This window comes from Methanomassiliicoccus sp. (assembly GCA_012719175.1).
Taxonomy (GTDB): Archaea; Thermoplasmatota; Thermoplasmata; order Methanomassiliicoccales; family Methanomassiliicoccaceae; genus UBA6.
In genome coordinates, this window is record JAAYAX010000006.1 from 42,236 (window position 1) to 68,419 (window position 26,184).

Genomic DNA, 26,184 nt, shown 5'->3' on the forward strand with positions numbered 1-26,184 from the left:
TTATCCCGTCCTCGCACCCGTGGCCATTACCTCATAGGGAGGCCTTTGCCCTGTCCAGGTCTCAAAAGCATCCATGGCTTGATAGATTAACATTTCCATGCCGGAGAGTGTTTTGGCCCCGTGCTTGTTCGCCTCCTCAAGGAAACGGGTGATGGGCGGGCTGTAGATCAGGTCTACCGCCCACTGGCCCGGCCTGAAGACATGGGGGTCCACCGGCAGCTCATTAGGGAAGCCCTGCATCCCCAGCGGTGTGCAGTTGATCACTATGTCAAAGGTCATGCGAGCGACATCCCCGTGGCTGGCGACGCGGCCGGAGAAGACCTTGGCCAGCTCTTGCGCCCTGGAAGCGGTCCGGTTCGTGAACCATATGTTCGCCCCCCGCCTCTCGAGTACGAGACCGCAGGCCCGGGCCGCTCCCCCCGCCCCTATCACCAGCGCACCCTTCCCCTTGGGGTCGGCGCCCGCTGCCAGCAGTGCCTTCTCCAGACCGGAAACGTCGGTATTGATACCAAGTAGCCTGCCGTTCTTGTTGACGATGGTGTTCACAGCCCCTACACGTTTGGCCAGAGGGTCTACATCGTCCAGGTGCCGCATCACAGCCTCCTTGTGAGGGATGGTGACGTTCAAGCCCCTGATGCCCAGCTCGCGGACCAGGTGCATGAGGTCCGGTAGCTCCGCGGCTGTGGCGGGGAAAGGGAGGTACTTTCCAGGAATGTTGAGTGAACTGAAGGCAGCATTATGAATGGCAGGTGACAGCGAATGCCCCAACGGGGAGCCAGTGATTCCTGTGATCAGGGGTTTGTCACCTAGGGCCTTCAGCGTGTCCAGGTCCATCTGCCCCGGCGCGGCCTCCTTTCCCTTCTCCAGGGATGCGTAGGTGAAGGCGCTCCCGAAGGCCCCGCTCATGACCCGAGTGATCTCGCCCAGCTCGCCCATTCCCAGGAGGATATATTTGTTGCCGGTGACCGAGAACATCCGGGCCGCTTCCAACAAGCGCCTCAGGTCGCTGATGTTGTTGACCATGTAAGCCACCTTGGCCAGGTCCCCTTTGGAGGCGGCGGTCACGAGCGCATCGATGATGCGGGACGTTGACGGGGTGCCCGTGAAGTCATGGAAGGAGCATATCAGACCTACGGACCTGAGCTCGCGGCCAAGCCGGTAAACGATGGGGGAATCGAACTCGATGTCCACGTTCTCGAACCCTATGCGGATGGCCCTGCGGAAGAACCTCAGCCGCTCCTCATCTCGGTGCTGGGAGCTGCCTCCCTGGCCTTCGGTGCGCAGGGTGGCGATGCGCGGTGATGTTAGCTTCCGGAAGGCGGAGAGGTCCTCGGGGAGCTTGGGCATCTTATCGAAGCGGACCTCCAGCAGGTCAGCTCCCTTCGCCTGTGCGATAAGCCCCGCAGCCACCGCTTCCTTAACTCCGTCCTCAACAAGGGAAACACAGACCCGCATCAGATCTCCGTGATCGTCTCTTTGATGCTGTGGCCGAAGTGCCTTCCGCCCCCCTCCAGCCTGACCAGCACCTTCTGCCCGACCCTGAGGTCGGAAACGGAGATTGGCTCCTCGGGAGCGCACAGCCGTATAGTCTCCGCATTTTGGAGGATGGTGCTATACCTTTTTCCATTTTCCTCTACCTCGACCAAGAGAAGGGGCCGTCGTTCGACCTTCGATCGTCCCACGACCACCTTTCTCGTCTCCCCCTTGTCGTCCACGGCCAGGACCTCATCCCCTCCCCGGACCTCGGAGAGATACTTCGTCCTCCCATTGGCCATCATGATGTAGGAGTGGACCGCACCGGCATTGACCCGGAACGGACGGGCGGCCACGTACTCGCTCTCCGCGCTCTCCGACCCGATCAGGAAGAGGCAAGAGGACTGTGACCCCACCAGCATGCCCTCCCCTATCCTCAACAGGGAGCAAGTGTCCACACACACCCTATCCCCCAGTGTAAGCGGCCGGATGGCGGTGACAGTGGCAGGGACCAGCTCAACGCTCGCCTTCCCCTGGTCGGCCAGGCCGGCGAAGGAGGACAAAGAGCCAGGGTCGTCGACCTCAATGACCACCCCGTCAGCCCCTTTCTCCATGGTCTCCAGGTAGAGCTTGGCCTCCAGTGGATCGGTCGCCACCACCAGTATCCGGGTGTGCGAGCCCTGGAACTCCGCAATGAGGTTCTCCAAGGGGATGACCTTCCAGTCGCGGGCGGAGATCAGCAAGTATCTCACCTGGTCCCGCAGGGAGTACGCTCGCTGCAGGTCCTCAGGCGTCGATATCTCCACAATGGTGCCGATGCGCTCCTCGCCGGAAAGGACGTCGGGACCACTGATGATCATGGCCTCGAACCTCCCTAGGCGTTGGAGAGACTGGTCACCCTCTCTCAGGAGGATGTGGACCATGCCCTCCTCCAGGGCCGATGAGACCAACTTCTTGCGCTCCTCGTAGTCCGCGGGGCCGTCGGCCCGTACCCAAATGAGCTTCTCCATGCTATCACTCTAGTAGCTTCAGAGCCTCGTCCACAGAGGCATCGTGCAATACCACCTCGGCGACAGCCCTGGTTATGCCCGTCACATTGCGGTGTTGGAATATGTTCCTGCCGATGCTCACGCCCGAGCCCCCCGCCTCGACGGAGTCCTTGACCATCTGCAGAAGGTCCCGGTCGGAGTCCATCTTCGGTCCCCCCGCGATGAGAACAGGGATGATAGCACCCTTCACCACTTCCCGGAAGGTGTCGATCTCGCCCGTGTAGGACGTCTTGACGATGTCCGCCCCCAGCTCCATTCCCGCCCGGGCGCACTGCTTCAGAAGGTCCACGTCGAAGTTGTCCTTGATGTCCTTGCCCCGGGGGTAGAGCATCACCATGAGGGGCATCCCCCACTCATTGCACTCCCTGGCCACCTGGCCGAAGTCATGCAGCATCTCAGGTTCGGTGCTGGCGCCGATGTTGACGTGAATGGATACGGCGTCCGCTCCCATCTTGATGGCCTCCTCCACCGTCGTGACGATCACCTTGGAGTTGGGGTCCGGAGACAGGGAAGTGCTCGCTGAAAGGTGAACTATGAGGCCTATGTCCCGGCCGAAGGACCGGTGACCATAAGGTACCACCCCTTTGTGCATGACAACAGCGGTGGCCCCTCCCTGGGACACCCTGTCGATGGTGGCCTTCATGTCCACTAGCCCTTGGATCGGACCCATGGTGATGCCATGGTCCACGGGCACCACTACGGCCCGTCCAGAGTTCCGATCTATGATCCGCTCCATGCGGATGCTCTTGCCTGACATTATTATGCCTCGCTTGCTAGACAATATCTAGCATGTATAAACCATTTTCTGAGCTATTTAAAAATCATGACCTCATGATAATGCCACGCCATTTGGGAAATGGGGCCGTAGGAAATGATGTATGTTCAGCAAACTCTTTTATCGCCAGCGACGATGTTCCGGCCATGTGGTATTCCCTCTCCAAGTACTTCGGACGATATCCTTCACAAGGTAAGGTTGCCAGACTTCTGATGACAAATGGTCTGAGGGTCAAGGAAGGACGTATCTATTCCGGGGAGGTGGAGATAGGGGATGTGGCGGTGGCCCGGGCCATCAACGTGGACAGGAGGATCGTCAGGGCTGCCGTGGAGACCATAGAGTCGACGGAGGAACTGAAGAGGGTCTTCACGGCTCTTCTCCCCACCGCCATGCTCAAGGAGGTCGCGCCTCTGATGGGATGGAGCTGTATAGAGGTCATCCCTACGGATGCTCACGTACCAGGCATTATCGCTGATGTGACCGGGGTAATTGCAGAGGCGGGAATAAGCGTGAGGCAGGCCATGGTCGATGACCCCGAGCTGACGGACGAACCGAGGCTCTATGTGATAACTGGCAGCGAGGTGCCGCCGGAGCTGATACCACGTATCAAGATATGCCGGGGCGTAAAGAGCCTCATCATTCACTAGATGTGAGCTTTGGCCCGAGCAGCATGGGCCTTTTTACAAAGACCATTGGTACCTCTTCTGTGGCAGGACCTCCTGGCCGCCCCGGGAAGGTTCGAGCATACCGACCGGGTGCTCTACTTCCCGGATGCCGGTCCTGCCTTGATAGCCGAATCCAATCGCACCCTTAACAGCTCTTCTGATAGGAGCCGATATCGACGACGTCCAGCGGACCAAGGCGGGAGCGCTTCATGGCCGCCACGGCGGCGTGGGCGGCCTGCACCGTTGTCAAGAAGGGGATCTCCAGCTCCACTGCCAGACGCCTCATCATAAAGCCGTCCCGGCGCGCACCCGAGGCCTCGCTAGGAGTGTTGATGATGAGATTGATGTCACCGTTGCGCATCAGACCCAGGGCATCCGGGTCCATGTTCTGAGAGATGGTGTACACGGTGGTGGTATGCAACCTCTGTTCACGCAAGTAGGTCGAGGTGCCCTTGGTGGCGAATATGCGGAAGCCCATTTCCTGCAGCTCCCTGGCGATGCTCAATATTTTTGGTTTGTCCTCGTCGTTGACGGTGATGTACACACCGCCTGACGCTGGGAGCTTGAGCCCCGCGGAGATGAGGGCCTTGTAGCAGGCAGCGTCGAAATTGCGATCGATGCCCATGACCTCGCCAGTGGACCTCATCTCCGGTCCGAGGATGGAGTCCACGCCTGGCAACTTAAGGAAGGGGAATACCGACGCCTTCACCGCGACATGGTTGAACTGGGGGACGCCCACGCAACCCAGCTCCTTCAGGGTCCGGCCCAGCATGACCTTGGTGGCTATCTTGGCTAGGGGGCGCCCAATGGCCTTGGACACGAAGGGAACGGTCCTGGAGGCCCGAGGGTTGGCCTCGATCATATATACCTCCCCCTCTTTCACGGCCAGTTGAAGATTGAGAAGTCCCCGGACGTTGAGGCCTCTTGCGACCTTATCGGAGATGCTGATGATCTCCGCCATGATCTCCGGGGACAGGGTCTGGGGGGGCATGGTCATGGTGGCATCTCCGGAGTGCACCCCGGCCTCCTCTACGTGCTCCAGTATCCCTCCGATGAACACGTCCGTTCCGTCGGCGACTATGTCCACATCTATCTCGATGGCATGGGAGAGGTACTTGTCCACGAGGATGGGGTGCTTCTTGGACACCTTCACCGCCGTGGCCACGTAGGTCCGCAGCTCATCCTCGCTGTAGACTATCTCCATGGCCCGTCCTCCGATGACGTACGAAGGGCGCACCAGCACCGGATATCCTATCTGCTCGGCGATGACCTTGACCTCGTCGAAGGAGTAGCCCGTACCGGAGCGCGGCTGCAAAATGCCTAGCCTGTCCATCAGCGCCGAGAACAGTTTCCGGTCCTCGGCCACATCCACATCCTCCGGGGATGTACCCAGGACCCTGGTCTTCTTTCCCCTGAGGGCCTTCAGCAGGGGCATGGCCAGGTTGATCGCGGTCTGACCTCCGAACTGGAGGATCACGCCATCGGCATCCTCGTTCTCGATGATGTTCAGGACGTCCTCCAAGGTCAGCGGCTCGAAGTACAGGCGGTCCGATATGTCATAGTCGGTGGACACCGTCTCCGGGTTGTTGTTGATGATGATGGCATCAACGTTCTCCTCCTGCAGGGCCATGACCCCGTGCACGCAGGCGTAGTCGAACTCGATCCCCTGGCCGATGCGTATAGGTCCTCCGCCGACGATGATGACCTTCTTATTGGCGGACGGGCGGGCCTCGTTCTCCGTCTCATAGGTAGAGTAGAAATAAGGGGTCTCCGCCTTGAACTCCGCCGCACAGGTGTCCACCATCTTGTACGTGGGTATTAGCTTTACTTCCTTCCGCAGCTCCCTGACCCTCTCCGCATCGAGGCCGGCAAGCTTGGCTATGGCTTCATCGGAGAACCCCAGACGCTTGGCCTTCCTCAGAACGGCTGCCGAGGGTTCACTTCCTCCCTTCAAATCGGCCTCCATGTCCAGGATGTTCTGGACCTTCTGCACGAAGAACGCATCCCATTTCGTGATCTCTGAGATCCGCTGGACGCTCATGCCTCGCCTCAATGCCTCGGCGATGACGAACAGCCTCTGGTCTGTGGCGGTGTTCAGCTCTCTGACCATCACTTCGTCGGTCCAATTGCCGGGCTCCAGGTACTCCTGGTCGATCTCCAGGGACCGGACGGCCTTCAGGAGCCCTTCCTCAATTGTCCGCCCTATGGCCATGACCTCCCCGGTGCTCTTCATCTGGGTGCCCAGGGTCCGGTCCACGGTGCGGAACTTGTCGAAGGGCCACCTCGGTATCTTCAGGACCACATAGTCCAGGGTCGGCTCGAAGGCCGCGTAGGTCTTACCAGTTATCCTGTTGGGTATCTCGTCAAGGTCATAGCCGACAGCGATCTTGGCGGCCACCCTCGCTATCGGATATCCCGTGGCCTTGGAGGCCAGGGCCGATGACCGGGACACTCTGGGGTTCACCTCGATGACCCGGTACTCCTTGGTATCGGGGTCCAGGGCGAATTGGATGTTGCACCCGCCCTCTATCTGAAGGGCCCGGATGGTCTTGATGGTGGCGTTCCGCAGCCGCTGATGGTCCACATCGCTGAGCGTCTGTGCAGGAGCGATGACTATGGACTCCCCGGTGTGGATGCCCATGGGGTCCAGGTTCTCCATGTTGCAGATGATGACGCAATTGTCCTTGGCATCCCTCATTACCTCGTACTCGAACTCCTTCCAGCCCAGGACCGATTCCTCTATGAGGACCTGGTGGATCCTGGAGTATATGAGGCCGCGCCCAGTGATGTTGATGAGCTCCTCCTCGCTGTAGGCGATCCCCCCTCCCGTTCCCCCCAGGGTGTAAGCAGGACGGATGAGGACCGGGTAGCGTCCCAGCTCCTTGGCCGCGACCAGGGCCTCCTCGACACTGTGGACCGTCTTGCTCTTGGGGATGGGCTCTCCTATCTTGAGCATCATCTCCCGGAAGAGCTCCCGGTCCTCGGACAGGGCGATGGCATGGGGCTGCGTCCCCAGCAGCTGTATGCCCAGGCGGTCCAGGGTACCGTTCTCCGCTAGCTCAGAGCATATATTGAGGGCGGTCTGACCACCCATGCCTGAGAGTATGCCGTCCACATTCTCCTTCTCGGCAATGCGGGCGACGGTCTCCGCGTTGAGCGGTTCAATGTACACCACGTCGGCCGTCTCCACGTCCGTCTGGATGGTGGCGGGGTTGGAGTTGACGAGCACAGTGGTGTACCCTTCCTCCCGCAACGAGCGGCATGCTTGGGACCCGGAGAAGTCGAACTCGGCGGCCTGTCCGATGACTATGGGGCCAGAGCCGATGACCATGATCTTCTTCAGGTCTGTTCGCTTCATCGCCTTTCCTCCAGGATCTTCTTGAACTCATCGAAAAGGAAGGTAGTGTCGTGGGGACCGGCCGACGCCTCAGGGTGGTACTGCACCGCGAAGATGGGCAGCTCCTCATGCCTCATCCCATCCACGCTTCCGTCGTTCACGTTCACATGGTCCACGATCAGACCGGACCCGTCGATGGTCTCGGGGTCCACCACGTAGCCATGGTTCTGTGAGGTGATGTAGATGCGGCCATTATGCTTCACTGGCTGGTTCACTCCCCTGTGGCCGAACTTCATCTTGTACGTGCTCCCCCCGAAGGCCCGGGCCAGAAGCTGGTTGCCCATGCAGATGCCCATGATGGGCAGCTCCTCCTTGAGGTCCCTTATGGTCTTCACGACCGTCGTCTGCAGCTCGGGATGGGCGGGGTCCCCAGGACCGTTGGAGAGGAACAGGCCGTCTATCTCCAGGTCCCGCAGCGCGGAGGCCGGGGTGTCATATGGCACCTGGACGACCTCGAACCTCTTCCTCAGCTCCCTGATGATATTGTTCTTCACCCCGCAATCGATGAGCCCCACTCTCTTGGAGCCCACCCTATCGTACTTGATGACCTTCTTCACGCTGGCCTCGGCCACCAAGTTCGACTCTGAGGGATATGGCATCTGCCGCACCTTTTCGAGGACCTCCTCGGGGTCCTCTTCGAAGGCGATGGCTCCTTTCAGGACGCCCTTCTCCCGTATTCCGATGATCAGAGACCTCGTGTCCAGTCCTGAGATGCCCGGCACCCTGTCCCTTTTCAGGAGATCGTCCAGGCTTCCGTTGCCGTATGTCATCGAGGGGTGATCGCACGCCTCCCTCACCACATACCCCCGGACCTGCACCTCCGAGGACTCCGAGAACCTGTCATTCACTCCGTAATTGCCTATTATGGGGTGGGACATGATAAGAATCTGGCCTTTGTAGGAGGGGTCTGTGAGGCTTTCCTGGTAGCCGCACATGCCGGTGTTGAAGACGACCTCTCCGTACACCGTTCTCTCAAAACCAAAGCCAGTGCCCTCAGCTATGGTCCCGTTTTCGAGGATGAGGTGGCACTGATTTACCATCGAGATTTTGCAGAAATGGTGTGTTATACTTAAGGTTTGGCATCTATGGCCGGACAGATCTCTCCTTCATTGTCCAATTCAGGACATAGGCTCATCACGACACACCCGATCCCGAACCGAAGCCCTGCCTCGATCGCAACAACCACAGGATGAGGCCGATGAGGAACAGTGCGATGCCAAGCTCCGTGATCACTGAACCAATGGCCGTTATCTGAGAGTCGACGATGCTCATGGCCTGGAACAGATAAGAGACACTCATTGCGATCTCCATGATCACCCCTATGATGCAGATCACAGCGCCACCCATCAGCAGGATGGTGGCCATGCCCCTCCCATCTCCGTCGAACCTGCCCCCTCGCAGGTAGGTGGTCGTCCCCAGGATTACGAGAACCGTTCCAAGGAGCCCGAACATGTTTAGGAGGAACATCACTGGGTACACAGGCGACAGGTCCCAGTCCATGTTGCTGATACTGAACATGTAAGTGAACGCGATGGAGAAAAGAAAAGATAACACCAACAGTCCAGAGCCCAAGATCAATAGCGTGATGCCCAATCTCGTCCGCATTAGCGAACCGTTCACGTTTCCGGTGATCAAGGTGTTCCCACACCGTCCACAGTAAAGATTGTCCTCGGGATTTTCGTTGTTGCACCGACCGCAGATCATTATCTACTTCCCCACTAGGTCTACCGCGGGATCAATTATTTGTCGATATCATCGTGATTCTGGAACGTAGACATCAGAGCAGATAACCCTGCCTTGAGCGGTGCCTCAGGGAAATGTAGCATCAGGTTGGGACATTATTCCGATATCCAGCACCAGATGGGCACCGGCCTGAGGGATATCATAAAATAACTTCAAATCATCGCATCTCCCGATGCGCGTCCTCCATCAAGACCGCCAGGCGGGGGAGATCAAGTTCCAGGTGGAGACCCTCGACGACCTTTGGCATCTGTACAATATCATCCTGCCAGGGGACATCGTCATTTCCGTCACCTACCGTAGGGACGAGTCCAAGACCGATAAGCTCCGCGCGGAGCGAGGAGAGAAAAAGCGAATGGTCCTGGGCATACGCACCGAGAACGTGGATTTCCATGAATCGGAGAGCCGCCTGAGGGTGCACGGCGTGATCGTGGAGGGGCCCCAGGACGTAGGTTCATACCATACCCTGAACCTTGCTGAGGGTGACGTCCTGACGGTGCGCAAGACCGATTGGTCACCATCTATCCTGGAGAGGGTCAAGAGGGCGGTGGAGGACTCCAGGAAGCCGAGGATACTGTTCGTGTCCCTGGAGAACGACGAGGCTGTGATAGCCATAGCGCGTCAGTTCGGGATACAAGAGGTGGCACGGATCTACGCCCCCTCATCAGGCAAGATGTACGAACAGAAGGAGGACCGCAACTATTACGAGGACATCGTGGAGAAGGTCAAGCAGGCCGCTCAACCGGGGGTGCCCCTCGTGATACTGGGCCCCGGGTTCGCCAAGGAGGCCCTCGTGACACTAGGGAAGGAGCGGGAACCGGACATATTCAGGGGCGCTCATGTCTACCATACCGGGCAGGCAGGCATGCCCGGCGTCCACGAGCTCATGAAAGCGGGCCTGGGAACAGAGGTGGTGCAAGGCTCCCGTGCCGCCATGGAGACCAAGGTGGTGGAGGACGTGCTCACCGAGATCGCCAAGGATGGGCCGGTGGCCTATGGCCCTGCCGAAGTGGAGAGGGCCGTGTTGATGGGCGCGGTGGAGACGTTGCTCATACTAGACAGCATCGTCCGCCAGAACAGGTCAGGGCCCCTGATGTCCCAAGTGGAGGCCTCCCGGGGAAAGGTCATCGTCGTCAGCGAAAGGTTCGAGGCAGGACAGAAGCTTGAGTCCATCGGAGGCATCGCCGCCCTCCTGCGCTTCCGCCTACCTTCCTAACCAAAACGCCGTAATTCACAAAGTACATTCAATGATTCATATCTTAATCAAGAGGGCAGCATGGCTACGATTTCGGTGTAAAGTATACAAAACAATTTAAGTACAAAACCTATGATAACGAGAATACCAGGCCCTAACCCTTTATATTACGGGTAGAACAGAATGGACGCTGATGTTCGGATGCGGTTGTTTCACAAGGGAGAAGCGGGCCATCTGCCTGACCTGTGGGCGAACGCTCTTGACACATACTTATGTAGGGCTCGCAGCGAGGATCCTGCTGTATCCGCTGGTACTTGTGCGTGCGGGGCTGGAGCAATGATATGGGAGACGAAAAAATGAGGGACAAAGGAAATGTCCTCGCGAAGTTGGCGAAGAGAAAGCTGAAGGTCTGCGACACCACCCTCAGGGATGGAGAGCAAGCGGCAGGCATCGTATTCGCCAACCTGGAGAAGGTGCGCATAGCCAAGCTGCTGGACGAGATCGGGGTCCAGCAGATCGAGGCAGGCATACCGGCGATGGGCGGCGATGAGAAGGCCGCCATCAAGCGCATAGCCCATCTGGGACTTGACGCCTCCATCCTGGGATGGAACCGGGCCTCCAAGGAGGATATCTCCAATAGCATCGACTGTGACGTGGACTCCGTGGCCATATCCATGTCCTCATCTGACATCCATATCGAGCATAAGCTGATGAAGAGCCGGGAATGGGTCCTGGAGAGGATAGTGGAGTCGGTGGAGTACGCTGCCGCTCACGGCATGTACATATCTGTAAATGCCGAGGACGCCTCCCGCGCCGATCCGGAGTTCATGCTGGAGTTCGCCCGCACTGCCAAGGAAGCGGGTGCTGACAGGGTCCGCTACTGTGATACCTTGGGCATCCTTACTCCGTCGGTGACCTACGACGCTATCCTGAACATCATGGAAAAGGTCAACATCCCTATTGAGATGCACACCCACAACGATTTCGGGATGGCCACAGCCAATGCCATCTCCGGTGTGCAGGCCGGCGCTACTTTCCTGAGCACCACTGTCATGGGCATCGGAGAGAGGACCGGCAACTCTCCCCTGGAGGAGGTCGTTATGGCCTCAAAGCACCTCCTGGGAATCGATACTGGTATCGATACCAAACGTCTCCGGGAGATATCCGAGTACGTTGCCCGGGCATCCAGCAGGGAGATCCCCGCATGGAAGCCCATCGTGGGACAGAACTGCTTCGCCCACGAGGCGGGCATTCATACCGATGGGGTCATGAAGTACCTGTCCAACTACGAGCCGTACTCCCCGGAGGAGGTGGGCATGACCCGTAAGATCATAGTGGGCAAGCACTCCGGAAGGAGCACCATAAAGCAGATCCTGGAGACCAGGGGCATCGAGCTGGATGACAACTCCGCCGCAGCCATACTAGAGGTGGTGCGTGCTACGTCGGTCTCCCTGAAGCGCTCCCTGTCCGAGAACGAACTGCTGTACATATATCAAGATTACAAGGAGGGGACGAACCCCGGCCAATGAAAAAAAGGTGAGATAATATGGGAACCATTTCCGAGAAGATCCTATCCGCGCATGCCGGTAAGGAGGTACGCGCCGGAGACATATGCATAGTGCCGGTCGATTTCATGATGTCCCAGGACGGGACCACAGGATTGACCATCAAGGCGTTCAAGCAGATGGCCGCCAAGGCCGTCGCCAACCCCAAGAAGTACGCCATCGTCATCGATCATAACTCCCCCTCGCCCATGGAGTCGGTGTCCAACATCCATAAGGAGATGAGGGATTTCGCCAACGACCAGGGTTCCATCATCTATGATGTGGGGGAAGGGGTATGCCATCAGCTCCTCCCCGAGAAGGGGCACGTGCTCCCCGGCAACGTGGTCATCGGCGGCGACTCCCACACCTGCACCTATGGCGCGTTGAACGTGTTCGCCACCGGAGTAGGCTCCACCGACCTGGCGGCCGCTCTGGTCACCGGCAAGACGTGGTTCCGGGTGCCCAGCACCATCAAGTTCGTCTATGACGGCATCTTGCCTGAGGGTACCCACTCCAAGGATGTCATCCTGCATATGTGCAAGACCCTCACCTCTCGGGGAGCCACCTACAAGGCCCTGGAGATCTACGGGACGGTCATCGACTCCCTGTCCGTGGATGCCCGGATGACCATCTCCAACATGGTCGTGGAGGTCGGGGCCAAGGTCGGCCTCATGCCCTGCGACGGCCGTGTACGCGAGTACGTCCGTCAGAGGACCAACGCCCCCTTCAAAGGTGTGGAGGCCTCTGGTTCGGCCATTTACGAGCGCGTGATCCGCGAGGACCTCTCTGACCTGCCGCCTCAGGTGGCCAAGCCCCATGAGGTGGACAATGTCGTGGACGTCTCCCAGGTGACTGGAACGGAGCTGGACCAGGTATACATCGGGACCTGCACCAACGGCCGGCTGGAGGACCTCAGGATAGCATCCGAGATCCTGGCCGGAAAGAAGGTCGCCCGGGGGGTACGCCTCATCGTCGCCCCGGCGTCCCGGAACGTGCTTCTGGACGCCATGAGGGAGGGCTACATCGACAGGCTCGTGAGGGCCGGCGCCACCGTTATCGCCCCCTCCTGCGGACCTTGCGTGGGTACGTGCAACGGCGTGCCCTCGGACGCGGAGACCGTTCTCTCCACCGCCAACCGCAACTTCAAGGGCCGCATGGGCAACACCAAGGCGGAGATCTACCTCAGCAGCCCCGCCACCGCCGCTTACTCGGCCATGCTCGGACACATCGCAGACATCAGGGAGGTGCAGAAATGAGCACGATGAATGGAAGGGCCCATACATTCGGGGACAACCTCAACACCGACTACGTCATCTCCGGTAAGTACAAGTTCAAGACCCTGGACATGAAGGAGCTGTCCAAGCACGTGATGGAGGACATCCGCCCCGGTTTCTACAACGAGATCGAGCAGGGCGACTTTGTGGTCGCCGGCGAGAACCTCGGAGCTGGCTCGTCAAGGGAGCAGGCACCGCTGGTCCTGAAGGCCGCGGGCATCGGAGCGGTCGTTGCCAAGTCCTTCGCGCGCATCTTCTACCGCAACTGCATCAATGTCGGCCTGCCCGTAGTGGAGGTGGACACCTCCCAGATCGAGGAGGGTGACGTTTTGGAGATAGATATCGCGCAGGGAGTTGTGGTGAACGTCTCCAAGAACATGACGCTCCAGGCCAGCCCCCTGCCCCCGGTGATGATGAAGATCCTCTCGGACGGCGGGCTGGCGGAGCACCTCAAGAAGCACAATGGCTTCGCGCTCGACGAGAGCGAATGAAAACCCCTTTCCTGAATCTTTATTTTTGCTACGAGCGCATCGATTCGTTGATCGCCAGCTCGGCGATGTCGGTCGCATACATTATGGTCCTGATGACACTGTCCAGGACCGAGGAGTTGGAAACCGCCCCTTTGCCATTGTAGGACTGCAGCTCAGGTATAAGGTCCTCGGCCTTATGGGCCAGGTTATCGCCTCTGTCGATAATATCGTTGGCGCTGCCGATGTCCCGGAGGAAGTAGGACTCCATGGCCTTGGTGAGCATAACTAACGCCTCCTGGCTTATCTTCTCGATGGCGCCCATTTCCGTGGATGCGCCCTTCTTACTGAGGTTCAGAGCATGCTTTGCTATCTTCTCAGCATGGTCCCCTATTCTCTCGATGAGGCGGGCCAACATCATGAGGCTCATGCTCTCATGGATGTCCACTCCCACTCTCTCTGCGAGGCTGCGGTCCTTCTGGATCAGATTATACTGTTTATATGTCATCCAATACAGCCTGTCGACGTCCTGATCGCGCTCGATCACATCGTTGGCCAGCTCACGGTCCCCCTGGGTATAGGCGATCATGGCGTCACGGTGCATGGTATCAACGATTAGGTGCATCCTGCGAACGCACTTCCTCTGTGGCAGTTCCACGGGGTCGGAGAGGTCGTGAAGGACGATGGAGTTGGCAGTTTCCTCTATCACCTCTGGCCCTATGACCATACGGGCGAAGTCCCTGGCCGCCCTCTTTATCTCCAGGTCCATGCGCTCCTTGGAGCGAACCTCAATGATGGTGAATCCTGCGAGGTAAACGCCTATGAGCTTCCTCACCAGGTGATCGGTGGAGTCATCGCTTTCTAACTGTATCAGCTTTCTAAGCGGTTCTCTCTTCTTGTGCTCCTTGGGACCTACACGAAGGGAGCCATCGGGCATTATCTCCAGGTCCACCTGGTCCCCGGGCTTCAGGTTAATCGTAGAGACCCATTCCTTCGGCAGGGACACGGTCAACGTGGATAAACCGGTCTTCTGCACTTTTCTGGACTCCATTCGCTTGGCGACCATACTATTTCTCCCAAATAATCTTTGTATATACAATATGTATAGTATATTGTCATACATTCACAAACATATACAACTATATTCTATTTTGCATAGGATTATACTTTGGTTATGTGAATCGGCGATTGTGAGTTCAAGCGAGGAAATGGATGAACATGGGCAGCCAGTCGAAAGCCATCACCCGGATGGTGATGCCTGAACTTGGCAACCCAGCTTGTCTCATTGAGGGAAAAAAATGGATAAGAAGATCATGTATGCAGCGATCGCCGTGATAGCGGTCGTCGTCATCGCTGGGCTTGCCGTCGGCCTCGGCTCGAACAACAACGCCCAGAAAAAGACCCCTGTTACCGAGATAGGCTCGGACACCATGTTGGAGCTGATGCAGATGTGCGCTGAGGACTTCAACGCTGACAGCACCACAGCCTCCGTTTCCATCACCGGAGGCGGGAGCGGGGTCGGCATCACCAAGCTGATACAGAACGAGACCGATGTGGCGCAGGCCTCCAGGGCTATGACCGCTGCCGAGGCGCAGAACGCCATTGCCCAAGGTGTGAACGCATTAGAGTTCAAGGTGGCCATTGACGGCATAGCCATCATCACTAATAGCGAGAACACCGTGACCACCCTGACCCTGGACCAGCTGGCCAGCATATACAATGGAACGTACACCAACTGGAACCAGGTGGGCGGTCCCGACCTGACCATAGTCCTGTACGGCCGCCAGCCGACCTCAGGCACCTATCAGTTCTTCGAAGAGGTCGTCCTCAAGAAGGGTAAGACGGGAGCTTCTGAGTACTCTGCAGCCATGAAGCAGCAGACCGGAAATCAGCAGATCCTGTCCCAGGTGGAGCAGGACCCCGGGGCCATCGGCTACGTGGGTGTTGGGTACGCCAAGCAGGGCGGGAGCTCCGTGGACGTCCTGAGCATCCAGAAGAACGACACCTCGACCGCCTATAACGCGCTGGACGAGAGCGCCGTCCTGAACCAGAGCTATTCCCTGGCCAGGTACCTGTTCCTGTACACCAACGGGGTCCCCACGGGCGCCGTGAAGGACTGGATGGCGTATGTCCTATCGACCGAGGGAGGTCAGAAGATCGTTACCGATGCAGGCTTCTACCCTCTCCCCAACGATGTGCAGCAGGAGATGATCTCCAAACTGGGCTGATGCCCAATACCCTTGGACCTAGTGTCCAAGGGGCTTTCTTTACATTCATTCCTTAGTTAGGTGAATAATTTGCAGAACCAACCTGTCAAGAGTAGGAACGGCGGCCTTAGGGGGATGACCTCAGCCCTTAGGGGCCTCCTCAACAAGCCACGTTCGGTCAAGATGGACCTTATCACTCATTTCACTCTCCTTATCATTGCCGGGATATCCTTCTTCGTGCTGATCCTGGTATTCTATACTCTAGTCTCCAACGCTCTTCCTTCGTTCATCAACTTTGGCAACAATGAGGTGACCGACCTCTGGAACTTTTTGACCGGCGAGATCTGGCGTCCCAGCTCGGACATATACGGCATCGTGCCTCTGGTCCTGGGGACGCTGCTGGTGAGCCTGGCGGCCTCTCTCATCGCCATCCCCATCGGGATCGGGACCACGATATACATATCGGAGATCGCCCACCCCCGGGTGCGCGGCATCCTCAAGCCGGCGATCGAGGTCCTCGCCGGCATACCCTCCGTGGTCTACGGATTGTTCGGTCTGCTCATCCTCAGCCCCTACATAAGGGACATATTCGGCGTGGGCAGCGGCACCAACGCCCTCAACGGCGCCATCATGCTGGCCATCATGATGATCCCCATCATGGTGAGCCTCTCCGAGGATGCCATCAACGCCGTGCCCAGAAGCCTGCGGGAAGCGTCCTACGCCCTGGGAGCGAACCGCTGGGAGACCATGAGGGCCATCGTCCTGCCCGCAGCCCTGTCCGGGATCGTGGCCGCCATAATCCTTTCCATAGGCAGGGCTGTAGGGGAGACCATGGTGGTGCTCATGTGCACCGGCAACTCTCCGCAGATCACAGCCAACATCCTGGACTCTGTGCAGGCGATGACCTCGGCCATCGCCATTGATGTGGGCGAGGTCGCGGGAGGTTCCTTGCATTACCACGTGCTCTTCGCCATCGGCATGATCCTGTTCCTGTTCACCCTAGTGATCAACTTTATAGCGGACCTCATCGCCGCCCGCTACTCGGAGGCGTACCGATGAACCGCAAGCTGAAGCAGAACATCTACTTCGGGCTGTTCCGGATAAGCGGGTGGATGGTGGTGGCGGCCATCGCGGTCCTGATAGGCTACCTGGTCTTCTACGGGATCGGCGCCATCAGCTGGGAGTTCCTCACCCAGGCCCCGCGGGTGGGCATGAGCCAGGGAGGCATATTCCCCCAGATCCTGGGTACGATCTACCTGATGGTGCTGGTGCTGATAATCTCCATCCCCATCGGCATCCTCTCAGCCGTGTATCTGGTGGAGTACCAGAAGAACAGGTTCATGAAGGGGGTGTGGAGGGTAGTGGTGCACAACCTTGCAGGGGTGCCTTCGGTAGTGTATGGCCTGCTTGGCCTGGGTCTCTTCGTGCTCCTGCTGGACATGGGGGCGAGCCTCATCGCTGCCGGTCTGACGCTTAGCATACTGGTGCTGCCGATCATCATAGCTTCCACCAGAGAGGCCCTTATCGCCATCCCTCCCTCGCTGAGGGAGGCGTCGATGGCGCTGGGAGCCACCAAGTGGCAGACGGTCAGGCACCACATCCTGCCGTACGCCATGCCCGGCATCCTGACAGGGGTAATACTGTCCCTCTCTCGGGCGGCGGGTGAGACCGCGCCGATCATACTGGTGGGTGCAGCGTTCTACATGCCTAACCTGCCGGACTCGCTGTTCTCCGCCTTCCAAGCACTGCCATATCACATTTACGCGCTGGCCACCCAGACCAGGATCGCGCTCACAGGCCCGAACCTCTTCGGCTCTGCTCTGGTGCTGCTCATGCTGGTCGTGGGAATGAACCTCGTGGCGATCATGCTTCGCAACAAATACCGTAAGAAATACAGATGGTGATCAAGGTGACAGACATCACAGTAAATCAGCTCAACGTCCACTTCGACAAGGCTCATGCCCTGAAGGACGTAAGTATGAAGATAGGGAAGAACAAGATAACGGCCATCATCGGCCCTTCAGGCTGCGGGAAGAGCACGTTCATCCGCTGCATCAACCGCATGAACGACCTCATACCCTCGGCCAGGGTGACCGGGGACGTGCATGTGGATGGGACCAATATCTACGACCCCAGGGTCGATGTCACCGATATCCGGAAGAAGATAGGGATGGTGTTCCAGAAGCCCAACCCCTTCCCCAAGACCATCTTCGAGAATATCGCCTACGCCCCCCGGATCCACGGGACCAGGAGAAAGGAGGACCTGAACCGGATCGTGGAGAGGTCCCTGAGGAGGGCGGCGTTATGGGAGGAGGTCAAGGACAGGCTGAACAAGAGCGCCTACGATCTCTCTGGGGGGCAGCAGCAGAGGCTGTGCATAGCCCGGACATTGGCTATAGAGCCTGAGATCATACTCTTCGATGAGCCGTGCTCGGCACTGGACCCCATCGCCACGGCCAAGATCGAGGACCTACTGATCGACCTTAAGAAGGACTACACCGTGGTCATAGTCACTCACAACATGCAGCAGGCCGCTCGTGTGGCCGACTGTACAGCGTTCTTCTATCTGGGCGAGCTCATCGAGTACGGGAGTACCAGGGACCTGTTCGAGAAGCCGGAAAAGGACTTGACCGAGCAATACATTACAGGGAGGATGGGTTGAATGACCACCAGGATGCTGTTCAATGAGGAGATGAGGTCGCTGAACCAGGAGATCATCCGCATGGGGGACCTGGCCAGAGAGATGATCAAAAAGGGCGTCCAGGCCTTCCTGGAGAACGATGCGGACCTCCGCAGTAAGGTCGAGGAGCTGGACCATCAGATCTACCTCACCGAGCAGGCCATCGAGAAGCACTGCGTGGAGATAGTCGCCCTGCACCAGCCGGTGGCCGGGGACCTCAGGATGGTCACCACCAGCCTGAAGATCATCACCGATCTGAACCGCATCGGCCGCTATGGCCAGGACATCTCCGAGCTCGCCGGAAACGGAGAGGGGGGGAAGAGGATGAAGAAGCTGGTGGCCGTCCCCCTGATGGCAGAGCTGGTGATGGGCATGGTCAACGACGCCATCGGCTCCTTCGTGAACCGGGACGATGGCATGGCCAGGGGGCTGTTCATCAGGGATGACGAGATCGACAGCCTGTGGGACTCCATTTTCCGGGAGAGCCTCACCCATATGATGGAGGACCCCCGCAACATAGGGGTGGGCATCCACTACATCCTGGTGGCCAGGTACTTGGAGAGGATCGCCGACCACTCCTGCAATATCGGTGACAGAGTAGTGTTCATGGTCACGGGAGAGAGGATGGACCCTTACGCCAAGAAGCACCATGGAGAGACCAGACCGGTCCGGAGGTCCGATGACCATGACCTCGTGCCCACCGAGGGGTACTACTCCACGCACCTCTCGGAGAAATGAGCGGGCCAATGGCAGGCTCACGTGGGAGGATCTTGATCGGACAGGGGACCGGTCCTTGTCTCCGGTCGACCATCGTCTGAGCTGACTTTCCTGGACCTGTCTATCTCCAGCCCTCTGGCCTTCACCAGTTCCCAGGCCTCCCTGATGAGCTGAAGCGACCCGGAGGTCGACTCATGCCTCAGCCCAAGGTCGACCGCAAGCCGCTCAGAGTTGTTCCTGCACTGCTCCACGCATTCGATGCCGGTATCGATGAAAAGGATGCGGGAGAAACCATCCAGCATCATCCTGAGGAAGAACTCGGGCTCATATCCCTCATGCTCCAGGCAGTCCAGGTGGAACAAATGGACCAATCCCGGCATCCCTTTTTCGGCCCAACCCGCAGGGTAGAACCAGGTGATGCCCCCGTTGTTCTTCTCGCGGTGGTACCTCTCCGTGCTCATGAGGGTGGCGATGCAGTCCTCATGCTCCAGCATGATGACGGGGACCTTGACCTGGGACGGCAGGCCTTGGAGCGCCTGGCAGTGTCCATAGCCCAGGAACAGGACGTCCACCTCGGCAGGTAGGGCCTCGATCCTCTCCAGGATCACCTTCCTCAGTTCCACCGGATGGAGGTGAAGACCGAACTCCAGGTACTCTCTGTACACCACGTCGGGATCGCCGGCGGTGACGATGTCCAGTTCATGTCGGATCGCATCACAGCCCAGTATTCCTATCCTCATCATCCCAAGCCTCTCAGGAACGAAGCGTGTAAAACAAGGTCATTGGAGTATTTTGCCTTTAGCGTGCCCACACTGGGACCTGGACCTCCATGGGCCGTACCAGAAGCATCCTCCAGGGGCGTCTTGCGTGTGCACTTGTGTCAGGGTCACCCGGACCAGTTAGGCCATTTCCTCATCAACTTGTTCGAGTTACACCCTAGAGTGTGGAGCGAGGGGACGGCACAGGCCATCGCGTTGGTGATGCTGGTGGGTACAATGGTGGGGGCCTTGTTGCTGTCGATATGGAGCGGCTTCCTCCGGCGGGAAGATAACGTTCTTACCAGCAGGAGTCCGGGACCGGTCATGCGCTGGACATGGCCCGCAGTGGTCGCGACGCTCCATCTGTGGAGCCTGGGTGTGCTTCTCCTACCCGACCTGTTCTACCTCACCCCCAAGCTACCGGTGATAGTTCCCGGCCTCGTGCAGGGGCTGGGGGTGGTGCTATGGGCATCGAGCGGCATGATCATACTGTGGTCGACCCAGGTCATGGGAAGGGCCATGCGCCCTCAGGTCCTGGTGTCCCGGGAGCAGCAGCTGGTGACCCGGGGACCGTTCCGATGGGTCCGCCACCCCGTGTACGCTGGCAACATCATCGTGGGGCTCGGCATGGCTCTTACATTCCTCAGCATCCCCTGCCTTCTCCTGACCATCATCGCATCTATGATCGCTCTCCGCCGGACCTACATCGAGGAGGAGATGCTGAGCTCTCCCCTAGCCTTCGGTACTGAGTACGAGAGGTACAGAGCGTGCACGGGGAGGTTCCTCCCCCGCCGCTCCCGCTGATCCTCGAGCAGGGAGGCGGGCAGGCTCACATCTTCTTCGCGTATGATGCTATCCTCAGGGCGGGGATGAGGAGCAGGAGCGGGGTCAATCCCAACAGGATGACGTAATCCGGATTGCTGTCCATGTCCAGGAAGAAGAAAATGATGCCGAGGAGCATGAGGGCGATGCCCCCGAATATGAGCTGGCGCCCGCCGTAGCGGTTCAACCGGTCCCAGTTCTCCTCGCTCTCGAAGGACTTGGCCAGCCGGACGCCGTAGGTGTGGTTCATAGCTACCTTACCTCTCGCCATGGGGATCGATATCAGGACCACCACCAGGCCTACTATGAGGCTGGACAGTCCCAGCAGCAGGGAGGTCCATCCCACGATATCAACTGCTCCGCTGGTACCCCTTCCACTTGCTCTCCAGGTCGGGATCGTTGACGGTGTCCAGAACGTACTGCGCGAACTCGTCTCCCGTAGCACCGTTGGAACGCCCCGTCATGACCTTCCTCTTCTCGTACTGGATGCAGACCTCCAGGGCCATCTCCAACCTTCTGGCCTTGTCCACGAAGCCTATGTGATTGAGAAGCATGGCCGTGGCCTTGATCATGGAGGATGGATCGGCATACTGCGCCCTGCCCTCATCCACCATTCGGGGGGCGGAGCCGTGGATGGCCTCGAACATGGCGTACCGCTTCCCTATGTTAGCGCTGCCCGCAGTGCCCACGCCTCCCTGTATCTGGGCGGCCTCGTCCGTGAGTATGTCGCCGTAGAGGTTGGGCAGGACGATCACCTTGAAGTCGCTGCGGCGGTAGGGATCAATGAGCTTCGCGGTCATGATATCTATGAACCAGTCGTCCCACTTGACCCCCGGGTAGTCCTTGGCCACTTCAACGGCGGTGTTGAGGAACTTACCGTCCGTGGTCTTGATGACGTTGGCCTTGGTGACCACACTGACCTTGTCGATACCGTTCTTGGCCGCATAGTCAAAGGCCAGCCTGATGATTCGGTCCGAGCCCTGGGAGGTGGCCACGCAGAAATCGATGGCCAGGTCCTCGGTGACATTGACCCCCTTGCTTCCCAGCACGTAGCTCCCCTCGGTGTTCTCCCTAAAGAACATCCAGTCCACTCCCAGCTCCGGGACCTTCACCGGCCTGACGTTGGCGAACAGGTCCAGCTCGCGCCTCATGGCCACATTGGCGCTCTCGATGTTCGGCCAGGGATCCCCCTTCTTGGGAGTGGTGGTGGGGCCCTTAAGCACCACATGGCATTCCTTGATCTCGGCCAGGACCTCATCGGGAATGGCCTTCATCACCTTCACGCGGTTCTCTATGGTAAGGCCCTCGATGACCCTGATCTCCACCTTGCCGCTACCTATCTCGTCCTGGAGCATCACTTCTAGGACCTTCTGGGCAGATCGGGATATGTACGGCCCTATGCCGTCCCCTCCACAGATGCCGATCTTGACCCTCTGCAGGTTGGTGTAATCGGTCCAGTCCTGTCCGGACCTCATGGCCTCGACCCTCTTCAGCTGTTCTTCGAGGATCTTGCCGAAGTGCTCCTTGGCATTCTCGATCGCTTTAGCATCGACCATGGTCATTCCCGGTCGTAATCAGGTAACTCGTATTTGATTGATTCCCTGAGGCCGGAGACCTGCTGGCTGAGGTATGAAAAGTCTTCCACGGCAGAGGGAGCATCATCAGCCGACAAATGATAAAAGCGGAACAGGGCAATGACCGACCATGGAAGCGGCAGGCAACATATCGTTCACAGATCCCAAAGGAACAGTGACAGCTCAGGGCGAGGCCAAGGTGGTCCTCGGCCCCGAAGCTCTGGAGGTCCGTCCCCGGGGCGGCGGAACAAGGTCCCTGCCGTTGCGAGACATAGTCGCCGTGACCAGCGTCAACTACTTGCTGGATATCCTGTACTTCGATGGCAGCCGCCTGAGGATATCCGGTCTGGGACGCGGACATGATGACGTTTTAAGGGAACTGCATGCCTCCCGGAACGCCATGATCATGAGCGATCTGCTGATGGGCGAGAAGCTGCGCAAGCAGGGGGTCAGGGGAGAGCTGAAGCCGGCCTTCCGCGGTGCCGAGGGACCCTGCGAGGTGCGCCTGTACGACACTGCTCTCATCCTGCTGCCCCTGCGTGCATCGCTGATGAGGATCAGGTACAGTGATGTCGTGGGCATCGAGGCCGCCAACCACGCCCTGAAGATGGAGCTGGAGAGCGGCGAGCGTCTGTCCATGGTCATGCTGGGCCGAGAGCTGGACCCCCTGTGGAAGGGCATATCGGACGCCATGTCAGAGCTGGAGGCCAACGTCCAAGGGGTCATAAAGGACCTCTATCCGGCGGCCACGGGAGAGCAGGTGACGGCCGCCTCTCGCCTGTTGAAGGAGGGCCGGGCGGCCCGAAGACAGGACCTCGAGGACGTCTCCCCCGACCTGTTCAAGGCCCTGGAGGCCCGCCTGCGGGCCCAGGGCATGGGGGCGGAGTACGATCACCTGGTGTCTCGAGGCGAGAAGGACCTTCTGCGCATCGGCATCAAGCGCAGCCTGGTGCCCACGCAGGAGGAGGACTACATGTGGTTCATGATCCCCATCCTGGGCAGGGACGGGAATGCCGTGGCCATGGAGGCCACATCCGGTCCTGGCGGCGGGCGTGCGACCTACTTCTTCCGGGTGACCTCCCGTTCCGGCTACGAGATCCTGGACAAGGATGAGCAGAGGGAGGCGGCGGACAGAGGCATGGACACTCTGACAAATGGTCTCCGGGACATCAACTTCCGACGTCAGCCCATATATCTAGCCGACGATAAGCTCCAGGCCCCGCAGTACTCTAAGTACCGGTACTCCATCGCCCTCATGCCCTCGCTGCGCGATCTGCGCTACCTGTTCATCGGGCGTGTGGCCCATACCTCCCCGGAGGAGTGGACGGCCAAGGTCAATGAGCTGTTGGCCTTCAACTCCAAGGCCAAGGGTGATGAGCGCTGGACCTCCACCCAAGAGCTGCCCGAGGAGGGGGATTAGGACTGCAGGGATGGCAACAATTTATAATTGTCTGATATATTTCCCAGCCAAGGGGTAGAATGCCTGGATACATGAAACCGTGCCGGTACTGCGGAGAGCTGGTGCCGCCAGACTCCAATGATTGTCCCATCTGCGGAAAGCACAATCCGGTGGACGAGCTGAGATGTCCGAAGTGCCGTTCCCCCATAAAGGAGGGATGGAAAACGTGTTCCGCCTGCGGGCAGTCCCTGACCGTAGTATGCCCGTATTGCATGAAACCGACGTTCTTCGGCGATCACTGCCAGAACTGCCAAGCCAGGCTAATGGTGAAGTGCCAGCAGAAGAAGTGCGGCTTCGAGCAGCCACCCCTCGGTCCCATCTGCACCAAGTGCAAAAAACCAATCTCGGGGGCTAAGAAATGAGCAAGATGATAGCGTTCAACGACAACTATTCTGACGATAGCACTGAGGCCGGGTTCACGTTCACCTTCTACTGCGATAAGTGCCGCGAGGGGTACAAGACCCAGTTCATACCTTCCAAGACCTACAAGAAGAAAGGGTTCTTTGACAGCATCGGTAAGGTGGCCAGCGCCGCTGGCAGCATCACCGGGAAGTATGGACTGGGGCACGCCGGGGACGTGGGAAGCGACATCATGTCGCAGAAGTACTCCGGAATGTCGCCTGCCTGGCACCAGGAGCACGAGCAGGCCTTCGAGCTGGCACAGAACGAGGCTCGAGGCCACTTCCACCGCTGCCCCCGCTGCCAGAAGTGGGTCTGCGACAACGATTGGAACCCTGAGGCCTCCATGTGCGTGGACGATGCCCCGCTGGAATCGGTGGAGGTGGCGGCGGCCCGCGCGGACAAGATGAAGAGGGACATCCAGGAAAAGGCCGATAAGACCGAGGTGTTCACGGGAGAGATCGACCAGCGCCAGGCTATCTGCCCCAAGTGCGGCAAGCCTGCCGGGCAGGGCAAGTTCTGCAACAACTGCGGCGCTCCCATGGGGATGCCGAAATGCCCTCAGTGCGGGGCTCAGAACCCGCCCGCGGCGCGCTTCTGCTCGGAATGTGGTGGCAAGATCTAAGGACGGGTGGGGCGACGGCCGGAGGAACGGCCGCGCACACCTTAAAACATTTTTTAGTCCTGGCAACAGGATAAGGGGAAGAAGGGGGAAGGATAGTGGAGAAGGACATATGGGTCAGGCGGTTCTTCACCGTCTGGACGGGCCAGGCCTTCTCGCTGTTGGGAAGCCAGTTGGTGCAGTTCGCCCTGATCTGGTGGCTGACAGTGGAGACAGGCTCGGCCACGATCTTGACCTTGGCCTTAGTGATGGGTATAGCCCCTCAGGTTTTCATCACGCCCTTCGCCGGAGCACTGGTGGACCGCTGGAAGCGCCGTCGGGTGATGATCGTCGCCGACGGGCTGACCGCGCTCCTGACCCTGGCGCTGATGATGTTGTTCGCCCTGGGGATCGTGGACGTGGTCCACATAATGGTGGTCCTGCTGCTGCGCTCCATACTTTCAGGGTTCCACTGGCCCGCCATGCAAGCCTCCACCTCGCTCATGGTCCCCCAGCGCCACCTGGCCCGCGTCAACGGTCTGAACGAGTCGGTGAGGGGCATAGCCTCCATCGCCGCGCCCCCCCTGGGAGCGGTCCTCATAGCCGCCCTGCCCATGTACCTCGTCCTCTCGGTGGACATGATCACCGCCCTGATAGCCATCGTCACCCTCTTGGCAGTGTACATCCCCGAGGTGAGGAAGGCCCCAATGGAGACGAGGTCCACCATCTCCTCCGAGCTCAGGGACGCATGGCGGTACCTATGCTCGTGGAAGGGCGCGCTGCTGCTGATGATGATCTTCATGCTGATCAACTTCCTCATCAATCCTGCCTTCGCCCTCCTCCCCCTTCTCACCGTCCAGCATTTCGGCGGCGGGGTCCTCGAGTACGCAGCCCTGGAGTCCATGGCCGGCCTGGGGATGGTCCTCGGAGGCCTTGTTCTGGGCGTCTGGGGAGGTTCTTCCAGGAAGGTGGTGACCTGCATGGCCGCGACCGGACTGTGCGGCGTGGGGGTGCTGACCATAGGGGTCCTGCCGCCGAACGGATACATCATCGCCACCATTGGATGCCTGGTCATCGGGTTTGCCCTCCCCATCATAAACGGCACCATCGTGGCCATCATGCAGAGGGGCGTCCGCGCGGACATGCAGGGCCGGGTCCTGGCCATCCTGGGGGCGGGGGTCACTGCGATGAGCCCCATGGGCTTGCTGCTGGCCGGCCCCTTGTCGGACGCGGTGGGGATACAGGTTTGGTTCATAGGAGGTGGGATAGTAATGCTCATCACAGCCTTCGGCTCGGCGTTCATGCCGGTCATCACCCGCATGGAGGACCGGGAGGTGGAGGAGGTGCCGTTGGAGACGGCCCCTTGAGCGCTCGAGGTCAACAGCTTG

At 59.1% G+C, this 26,184-nt stretch carries 25 protein-coding genes; 15 read left to right on the forward strand and 10 right to left on the reverse strand.

Going from position 1 to position 26,184, the window contains the following annotated elements; all coding sequences use genetic code 11:
- The 3 genes from aroE to GXX95_05705 are packed head-to-tail and all read right to left on the reverse strand — an operon-like array spanning position 1 to position 3,282.
- Complete coding sequence (aroE, locus tag GXX95_05695) at positions 1–1,455, reverse strand: shikimate dehydrogenase (protein NLT37633.1); 1,455 nt, start codon at positions 1,453–1,455, stop codon at positions 1–3.
- Complete coding sequence (locus GXX95_05700) at positions 1,455–2,483, reverse strand: 3-dehydroquinate synthase (protein NLT37634.1); 1,029 nt, start codon at positions 2,481–2,483, stop codon at positions 1,455–1,457. The genes aroE and GXX95_05700 overlap by 1 nt, the downstream gene beginning before the upstream one ends.
- Before the next feature lie 4 nt (positions 2,484–2,487).
- Entirely contained in the window at positions 2,488–3,282 is a 795-nt protein-coding gene (locus GXX95_05705) for a class I fructose-bisphosphate aldolase family protein (GenBank protein ID NLT37635.1), read from the reverse strand.
- A gap of 161 nt (positions 3,283–3,443) precedes the next feature.
- On the opposite strand from GXX95_05705, the gene GXX95_05710 reads away from it, so the two are divergent.
- The gene (locus tag GXX95_05710; protein NLT37636.1) at positions 3,444–3,944 is read left to right on the forward strand and encodes an ACT domain-containing protein; all 501 of its coding nucleotides are present in this window, start codon (positions 3,444–3,446) and stop codon (positions 3,942–3,944) included.
- Positions 3,945–4,107: 163 nt separating this feature from the next.
- Here the strand turns inward: GXX95_05710 and carB are convergent, their stop codons facing one another.
- From carB to GXX95_05725, 3 genes are all read right to left on the reverse strand, one after another.
- Positions 4,108–7,320: a carbamoyl-phosphate synthase large subunit gene (gene carB / locus GXX95_05715; GenBank protein NLT37637.1), complete on the reverse strand. Its 3,213-nt coding sequence runs from the start codon at positions 7,318–7,320 to the stop codon at positions 4,108–4,110.
- A complete protein-coding gene (gene carA, locus GXX95_05720; protein ID NLT37638.1) occupies positions 7,317–8,399 on the reverse strand; it encodes a glutamine-hydrolyzing carbamoyl-phosphate synthase small subunit in 1,083 nt (360 codons plus the stop codon). The genes carB and carA overlap by 4 nt, the downstream gene beginning before the upstream one ends.
- Before the next feature lie 94 nt (positions 8,400–8,493).
- Positions 8,494–9,063 (reverse strand): zinc ribbon domain-containing protein, encoded by a 570-nt coding sequence (locus GXX95_05725; GenBank protein NLT37639.1) that lies wholly within the window; start codon positions 9,061–9,063, stop codon positions 8,494–8,496.
- Between the two features lie 211 nt (positions 9,064–9,274).
- Here GXX95_05725 and GXX95_05730 point away from each other — a divergent pair, with 211 nt between their 5' ends.
- From GXX95_05730 to GXX95_05745, 4 genes are all read left to right on the forward strand, one after another.
- Positions 9,275–10,315: an mRNA surveillance protein pelota gene (locus tag GXX95_05730; GenBank protein NLT37640.1), complete on the forward strand. Its 1,041-nt coding sequence runs from the start codon at positions 9,275–9,277 to the stop codon at positions 10,313–10,315.
- A 335-nt stretch (positions 10,316–10,650) separates the two neighbouring features.
- On the forward strand, positions 10,651–11,823 hold the full coding sequence (gene nifV / locus GXX95_05735; GenBank protein ID NLT37641.1) for a homocitrate synthase: 1,173 nt from the start codon (positions 10,651–10,653) through the stop codon (positions 11,821–11,823).
- 17 nt (positions 11,824–11,840) lie between these two features.
- On the forward strand, positions 11,841–13,094 hold the full coding sequence (locus GXX95_05740) for a 3-isopropylmalate dehydratase large subunit (GenBank protein ID NLT37642.1): 1,254 nt from the start codon (positions 11,841–11,843) through the stop codon (positions 13,092–13,094).
- Between the two features lie 5 nt (positions 13,095–13,099).
- Complete coding sequence (locus tag GXX95_05745; protein NLT37643.1) at positions 13,100–13,603, forward strand: 3-isopropylmalate dehydratase small subunit; 504 nt, start codon at positions 13,100–13,102, stop codon at positions 13,601–13,603.
- A 28-nt stretch (positions 13,604–13,631) separates the two neighbouring features.
- Here GXX95_05745 and GXX95_05750 read toward each other — a convergent pair whose 3' ends face one another.
- Complete coding sequence (locus GXX95_05750) at positions 13,632–14,645, reverse strand: phosphate uptake regulator PhoU (protein ID NLT37644.1); 1,014 nt, start codon at positions 14,643–14,645, stop codon at positions 13,632–13,634.
- A 232-nt stretch (positions 14,646–14,877) separates the two neighbouring features.
- On the opposite strand from GXX95_05750, the gene GXX95_05755 reads away from it, so the two are divergent.
- The 5 genes from GXX95_05755 to phoU all read left to right on the forward strand — a co-directional run bounded on the left by GXX95_05755 (position 14,878) and on the right by phoU (position 19,204).
- Complete coding sequence (locus GXX95_05755) at positions 14,878–15,807, forward strand: PstS family phosphate ABC transporter substrate-binding protein (GenBank protein ID NLT37645.1); 930 nt, start codon at positions 14,878–14,880, stop codon at positions 15,805–15,807.
- Between the two features lie 162 nt (positions 15,808–15,969).
- Positions 15,970–16,845, forward strand: a complete 876-nt coding sequence (pstC, locus tag GXX95_05760; GenBank protein NLT37646.1) for a phosphate ABC transporter permease subunit PstC — start codon at positions 15,970–15,972, stop codon at positions 16,843–16,845.
- Positions 16,842–17,690 (forward strand): phosphate ABC transporter permease PstA, encoded by an 849-nt coding sequence (gene pstA / locus GXX95_05765; protein NLT37647.1) that lies wholly within the window; start codon positions 16,842–16,844, stop codon positions 17,688–17,690. Before pstC ends, pstA begins: the two co-directional genes overlap by 4 nt.
- Positions 17,684–18,448: a phosphate ABC transporter ATP-binding protein gene (locus tag GXX95_05770; protein NLT37648.1), complete on the forward strand. Its 765-nt coding sequence runs from the start codon at positions 17,684–17,686 to the stop codon at positions 18,446–18,448. The genes pstA and GXX95_05770 overlap by 7 nt, the downstream gene beginning before the upstream one ends.
- On the forward strand, positions 18,449–19,204 hold the full coding sequence (gene phoU / locus GXX95_05775; protein ID NLT37649.1) for a phosphate signaling complex protein PhoU: 756 nt from the start codon (positions 18,449–18,451) through the stop codon (positions 19,202–19,204). It begins immediately after the preceding gene.
- Between the two features lie 17 nt (positions 19,205–19,221).
- On the opposite strand, the gene GXX95_05780 is transcribed toward phoU, so the two are convergent.
- Positions 19,222–19,926, reverse strand: a complete 705-nt coding sequence (locus tag GXX95_05780; protein ID NLT37650.1) for a DUF1638 domain-containing protein — start codon at positions 19,924–19,926, stop codon at positions 19,222–19,224.
- A gap of 177 nt (positions 19,927–20,103) precedes the next feature.
- On the opposite strand from GXX95_05780, the gene GXX95_05785 reads away from it, so the two are divergent.
- A complete protein-coding gene (locus tag GXX95_05785) occupies positions 20,104–20,745 on the forward strand; it encodes an isoprenylcysteine carboxylmethyltransferase family protein (GenBank protein NLT37651.1) in 642 nt (213 codons plus the stop codon).
- 25 nt (positions 20,746–20,770) lie between these two features.
- Here the strand turns inward: GXX95_05785 and GXX95_05790 are convergent, their stop codons facing one another.
- Together GXX95_05790 and GXX95_05795 are read right to left on the reverse strand one after the other, a co-directional pair.
- Complete coding sequence (locus tag GXX95_05790) at positions 20,771–21,109, reverse strand: SdpI family protein (GenBank protein NLT37652.1); 339 nt, start codon at positions 21,107–21,109, stop codon at positions 20,771–20,773.
- A gap of 4 nt (positions 21,110–21,113) precedes the next feature.
- Complete coding sequence (locus tag GXX95_05795) at positions 21,114–22,319, reverse strand: isocitrate/isopropylmalate dehydrogenase family protein (protein ID NLT37653.1); 1,206 nt, start codon at positions 22,317–22,319, stop codon at positions 21,114–21,116.
- Positions 22,320–22,467: 148 nt separating this feature from the next.
- On the opposite strand from GXX95_05795, the gene GXX95_05800 reads away from it, so the two are divergent.
- From GXX95_05800 to GXX95_05815, 4 genes are all read left to right on the forward strand, one after another.
- Complete coding sequence (locus GXX95_05800) at positions 22,468–23,757, forward strand: hypothetical protein (protein ID NLT37654.1); 1,290 nt, start codon at positions 22,468–22,470, stop codon at positions 23,755–23,757.
- A 59-nt stretch (positions 23,758–23,816) separates the two neighbouring features.
- Positions 23,817–24,158 (forward strand): hypothetical protein, encoded by a 342-nt coding sequence (locus tag GXX95_05805; protein NLT37655.1) that lies wholly within the window; start codon positions 23,817–23,819, stop codon positions 24,156–24,158.
- Positions 24,155–24,820, forward strand: coding sequence for a zinc ribbon domain-containing protein (locus tag GXX95_05810; protein ID NLT37656.1), 666 nt, complete (start codon positions 24,155–24,157; stop codon positions 24,818–24,820). The genes GXX95_05805 and GXX95_05810 overlap by 4 nt, the downstream gene beginning before the upstream one ends.
- Before the next feature lie 95 nt (positions 24,821–24,915).
- Positions 24,916–26,163, forward strand: a complete 1,248-nt coding sequence (locus GXX95_05815) for an MFS transporter (GenBank protein NLT37657.1) — start codon at positions 24,916–24,918, stop codon at positions 26,161–26,163.
- Positions 26,164–26,184: the final 21 nt, after the last annotated feature.

Excerpts from the sequence above, each read along its gene's own strand:
- aroE (NLT37633.1), bottom strand. The coding sequence starts at position 1,455 with ATGCGGGTCTGTGTTTCCCTTGTTGAGGACGGAGTTAAGGAAGCGGTG.
- GXX95_05770 (NLT37648.1), top strand. The coding sequence starts at position 17,684 with ATGGTGATCAAGGTGACAGACATCACAGTAAATCAGCTCAACGTCCAC.
- GXX95_05740 (NLT37642.1), top strand. The coding sequence starts at position 11,841 with ATGGGAACCATTTCCGAGAAGATCCTATCCGCGCATGCCGGTAAGGAG.
- GXX95_05730 (NLT37640.1), top strand. The coding sequence starts at position 9,275 with ATGCGCGTCCTCCATCAAGACCGCCAGGCGGGGGAGATCAAGTTCCAG.
- pstC (NLT37646.1), top strand. The coding sequence starts at position 15,970 with ATGGACCTTATCACTCATTTCACTCTCCTTATCATTGCCGGGATATCC.
- GXX95_05780 (NLT37650.1), bottom strand. The coding sequence starts at position 19,926 with ATGATGAGGATAGGAATACTGGGCTGTGATGCGATCCGACATGAACTG.
- GXX95_05750 (NLT37644.1), bottom strand. The coding sequence starts at position 14,645 with ATGGTCGCCAAGCGAATGGAGTCCAGAAAAGTGCAGAAGACCGGTTTA.
- GXX95_05795 (NLT37653.1), bottom strand. The coding sequence starts at position 22,319 with ATGGTCGATGCTAAAGCGATCGAGAATGCCAAGGAGCACTTCGGCAAG.
- carB (NLT37637.1), bottom strand. The coding sequence starts at position 7,320 with ATGAAGCGAACAGACCTGAAGAAGATCATGGTCATCGGCTCTGGCCCC.
- GXX95_05805 (NLT37655.1), top strand. The coding sequence starts at position 23,817 with ATGCCTGGATACATGAAACCGTGCCGGTACTGCGGAGAGCTGGTGCCG.
- GXX95_05810 (NLT37656.1), top strand. The coding sequence starts at position 24,155 with ATGAGCAAGATGATAGCGTTCAACGACAACTATTCTGACGATAGCACT.
- GXX95_05725 (NLT37639.1), bottom strand. The coding sequence starts at position 9,063 with ATGATCTGCGGTCGGTGCAACAACGAAAATCCCGAGGACAATCTTTAC.
- carA (NLT37638.1), bottom strand. The coding sequence starts at position 8,399 with ATGGTAAATCAGTGCCACCTCATCCTCGAAAACGGGACCATAGCTGAG.
- GXX95_05700 (NLT37634.1), bottom strand. The coding sequence starts at position 2,483 with ATGGAGAAGCTCATTTGGGTACGGGCCGACGGCCCCGCGGACTACGAG.
- GXX95_05755 (NLT37645.1), top strand. The coding sequence starts at position 14,878 with ATGGATAAGAAGATCATGTATGCAGCGATCGCCGTGATAGCGGTCGTC.
- pstA (NLT37647.1), top strand. The coding sequence starts at position 16,842 with ATGAACCGCAAGCTGAAGCAGAACATCTACTTCGGGCTGTTCCGGATA.
- GXX95_05710 (NLT37636.1), top strand. The coding sequence starts at position 3,444 with ATGTGGTATTCCCTCTCCAAGTACTTCGGACGATATCCTTCACAAGGT.
- GXX95_05800 (NLT37654.1), top strand. The coding sequence starts at position 22,468 with ATGGAAGCGGCAGGCAACATATCGTTCACAGATCCCAAAGGAACAGTG.
- nifV (NLT37641.1), top strand. The coding sequence starts at position 10,651 with ATGAGGGACAAAGGAAATGTCCTCGCGAAGTTGGCGAAGAGAAAGCTG.
- GXX95_05745 (NLT37643.1), top strand. The coding sequence starts at position 13,100 with ATGAATGGAAGGGCCCATACATTCGGGGACAACCTCAACACCGACTAC.
- phoU (NLT37649.1), top strand. The coding sequence starts at position 18,449 with ATGACCACCAGGATGCTGTTCAATGAGGAGATGAGGTCGCTGAACCAG.